Raw genomic sequence first — 3009 nt, 5'->3', positions numbered from 1 at the left:
CGATCCCCGGCTGCTGCTCTCGGAGCGCGACGTGCACCGACTGGCCCCGGAGGTCACCGCCTGGCTCGACCGGGGGGCCCATCCGGACGCCGTCCGCCGCACGCTCTGCGCGTGCCTTCCGGACGACATCACTCACCCGGCGGCCCTCCTCGCCCACCGCCTGAGGACCCTGCTGCCGCCGGAGCTTCCGGCGCCGCCGCCGCCGAAACCCGCGTCAGGCCCCCGCTTCATCGAGTGCGACGACTGCGGCCGCCCCTTCCCGCCACCGACCCCCGACGGCCTGTGCACCGACTGCCGCGAGGCCGCGAGAGCCGCCGCCTGAGGGGAGCCGGCAGGCCCCGTGTCGGCCTCAGAGCGCCGAGCCCGCTGGCTGTTCCTCCACCGGGACACGGCTCAGGGCACGCGCCCGTCGGGAGCGCGAAGGCTTTTCGCTCAGGTCCCGTGGCCGGCCCTCCGCTACGCGCGGTCCAGTCGGCTGAAGCCCGCTTGGAGGGTGTGGAAGGTGACGGACGCGCCACCGAGATAGCCGGCCTTCTCGCGGAGCCGGTCGACGACCGCCGCGCTCGGCTGCCCGTAGACGTCGATGGAGCGCATGCGGATCAGCGCGCCGAACTCGCGGAACTTCGGGCCGCCGATCTCCAGGTGCAGCTCCATCGACGCCGCGTCGGGATGCACGGCGACGACGCTCATCGTGGACGACGGCTCGTCGAGGTAGAAGCGGTAGGCGATGATCTGCGGCTCGCGCTCCGCCACGAACGCGGCCAGGTCGCGCATCCGTTCCCTGGCCTCCTCGATCCTGCCCGCCAGGATCTCGGAACGGTCGACGTAGAAGAGGGGCTCTGCCATGGCCCGAAGCTAGCGGGCGGCTCCCGCCCGGCCCGTGCGACGCGCGCCGGGTCCGTGTCGCGGGTCGCCCGGCCCGCCCAGTGCGCCGACGGGCGGGCCTCTCAGTCGGCGCGTCGGTTCGTGGAGAGCAGCCACGTCCAGCGTCGGCGCTCGGTGACGACGGTCGCGGCGGCCAGTACGGTCACGGGTACGGCGGCCCAGGCGGGCCAGGCGTACCAGGAGGCGATCACGGCGGCGGCCAGCTGGAGCAGTACCAGCAGGATCGTGACCCGTCCCGGCACCGCGACGATCACCTGCGCCTTGTCCCCCGGGGTGGAGAAGAGGGTCGGGAGACCGATCAGGACCACCACGGACAGGACGGCGAGCAGCCACGAGTACCCGGCCAGGGCCCAGGGCGTGGCCACCCACGCGACGAGTTCCGTGGCGAACCGCAGGGCGGACGCGGTGCGGTCGTCGGGTCGTCCTGAGTCCGTTGCCCCGCCGGCGAAGTCGGTCACGTGCGGACGATGTCACGGCGGGCGGCCGGAGGGAAGGGGGCGGACCTCCTGGTCGTTCCGGTGGGACGCCTGCCTTTGTTCACGAGCACGGGTTCTGGCAGCGGCAGTGACCAGGTGTCGGGGTGAGGAACGATCCGTCGTGCAGAGTGATCGGTCCTCCGGCAGGGCTTTCGACGGAAGCGGTACGTCGTCGGGGAGGGGCGCGGGGCGAGACCAGCCGTATGGAGCGGTCCATGGGGTCCCGGGATGGGGTCCTGGGATCCATCGGCCAACGGACTGGTCCCCAACCTGGTACTCGGGTAAGGCGGTTGAGTACGCGCACTCATGCCAGGACGTCACGGTGGACCGAGGATCAGGGCACACCCCGAAACGAGGAGCCGGCGATGTCCGCCATCCACCCGACCAGCCCGTCGACCACCGCGCGGCCGGCCACAGGCCGCCGGCTGCCGGCCGTTCTCGCTCTCGCCGTCACCACGGCGCTCGTGGCGTCGGCGTTCGGCGCCAAGGACCCGACCACCTGGCTGCTGGAAACGGTGTGGGTGATGCTGGGCCTGCCGCTGATCATCCTGCTGCGCAGACGATTCCCGCTGAGCACCATGCTGTGCGGACTCCTCGCCGCGCACTCTCTGGTCCTCATCGTGGGCGGGCACTACACCTACGCCGAGGTACCGGCGGGCGACTGGGTGCGCGACTGGCTCAGCCTGGAACGCAACCCCTATGACCGCTTCGGCCACCTCATGCAGGGCTTCGTGCCGGCCGTACTCGTACGCGAGCTCCTCGTCCGGACCTCACCGCTGCGCGACAACCGCTGGCTGGCCCCGCTCACCGTCTGTGCCTGCCTCGCCTTCAGCGCCGTCTTCGAAATGCTGGAGTGGCTGGCGGCCGTTACCGGTGGCCACGCTGCCGACGCCTTCCTGGGCACGCAGGGCGACGTGTGGGACACCCAGTGGGACATGTTCTGCGCCCTCATCGGCGCCATCTGCTCCCTGCTCCTCCTCACCCCTGCCCACGACCGCAGCCTCGCTCGCCTGGCGGCTGCGGCACCGCGCTGAACGCAGGCAGCCGAAAACGGGATGCCGCGACTCCTCCCGACCGCCAGAATCCCCCGAGTGAACGCCTCGCCCCCGCCTCCGGAACCACCGCTCCTTCGCGAGGTGTACCCCGAACTCGTCGCCGAGCTCGCCCGTCTCCTCGAAGAGGAGGGCGAACGGGACCTGTCCCTCGTCATGCGGGACGTGCGGCTGTACGGGGAGTGCGGCTGCTCCGACGACTTCTGCCAGAGCCTCTCCACCGCGGACCGCGAGCCGGGCACCCCGTTCGGCGAGGGCCACCGCTGCCTGCCGCTGCTCCCCGACACGGGGATGCTCAACATCGACGTCGTCCACGGCCGGATCGTGTACGTCGAGGTCCTCGACCGCCCGCGCATGATCCGCCGCGACGCCCGCTAGGAGCGATCACCCCACCATGGCGACCTTCGTCCACCTCACCCCCGGCGCGAACGCGGCCCGGGTCCGCCGGTCCGGTCTCCGTGCCGCCGGACACGGCGAGCGGCGCGGGGTGTTCCTCTTCCCCGTCCTCCCCTCGTACACCCTCACCCACCAGTGGCTGCGCGAACTGTCCCGCCGGCCGGGGCCACGCGGACTCGTCGCCGTGCAGGTGCGGCTCC

Annotated in this window: 4 protein-coding genes and 2 pseudogenes; 4 read left to right on the top strand and 2 right to left on the bottom strand. The window is 72.1% G+C overall.

The window, feature by feature from the left end:
* A pseudogene (locus CCN56_RS33585) lies at window positions 1-322 on the top strand (helix-turn-helix domain-containing protein); the annotation flags it as partial.
* A 134-nt stretch (window positions 323-456) separates the two neighbouring features.
* Here CCN56_RS33585 and CCN56_RS33580 read toward each other — a convergent pair.
* Together CCN56_RS33580 and CCN56_RS33575 are read right to left on the bottom strand one after the other, a co-directional pair.
* Complete coding sequence (locus CCN56_RS33580; RefSeq protein ID WP_086831618.1) at window positions 457-846, bottom strand: hypothetical protein; 390 nt, start codon at window positions 844-846, stop codon at window positions 457-459.
* Between the two features lie 101 nt (window positions 847-947).
* On the bottom strand, window positions 948-1343 hold the full coding sequence (locus CCN56_RS33575; RefSeq protein WP_086831617.1) for a hypothetical protein: 396 nt from the start codon (window positions 1341-1343) through the stop codon (window positions 948-950).
* A 383-nt stretch (window positions 1344-1726) separates the two neighbouring features.
* Here CCN56_RS33575 and CCN56_RS33570 point away from each other — a divergent pair, with 383 nt between their 5' ends.
* From CCN56_RS33570 to CCN56_RS33560, 3 genes and pseudogenes are all read left to right on the top strand, one after another.
* On the top strand, window positions 1727-2395 hold the full coding sequence (locus CCN56_RS33570) for a DUF2238 domain-containing protein (protein WP_086831616.1): 669 nt from the start codon (window positions 1727-1729) through the stop codon (window positions 2393-2395).
* Between the two features lie 57 nt (window positions 2396-2452).
* Complete coding sequence (locus CCN56_RS33565) at window positions 2453-2791, top strand: hypothetical protein (protein ID WP_086831615.1); 339 nt, start codon at window positions 2453-2455, stop codon at window positions 2789-2791.
* 16 nt (window positions 2792-2807) lie between these two features.
* A pseudogene (locus CCN56_RS33560) lies at window positions 2808-3009 on the top strand (HEAT repeat domain-containing protein); the annotation flags it as partial.

It is taken from the genome of Streptomyces sp. NRRL B-24572, assembly GCF_002156145.1.
GTDB classification, from domain to species: Bacteria; Actinomycetota; Actinomycetes; order Streptomycetales; family Streptomycetaceae; genus Streptomyces; species Streptomyces vietnamensis.
Note: the sequence above shows the minus strand (reverse complement) of the source record. Positions and strands in the feature narration are given on the sequence as shown.

Bases quoted from the DNA above. Each gene is read 5' to 3' on its own strand.
- CCN56_RS33570 (WP_086831616.1), top strand. From the start codon at position 1,727: ATGTCCGCCATCCACCCGACCAGCCCGTCGACCACCGCGCGGCCGGCC.
- CCN56_RS33580 (WP_086831618.1), bottom strand. From the start codon at position 846: ATGGCAGAGCCCCTCTTCTACGTCGACCGTTCCGAGATCCTGGCGGGC.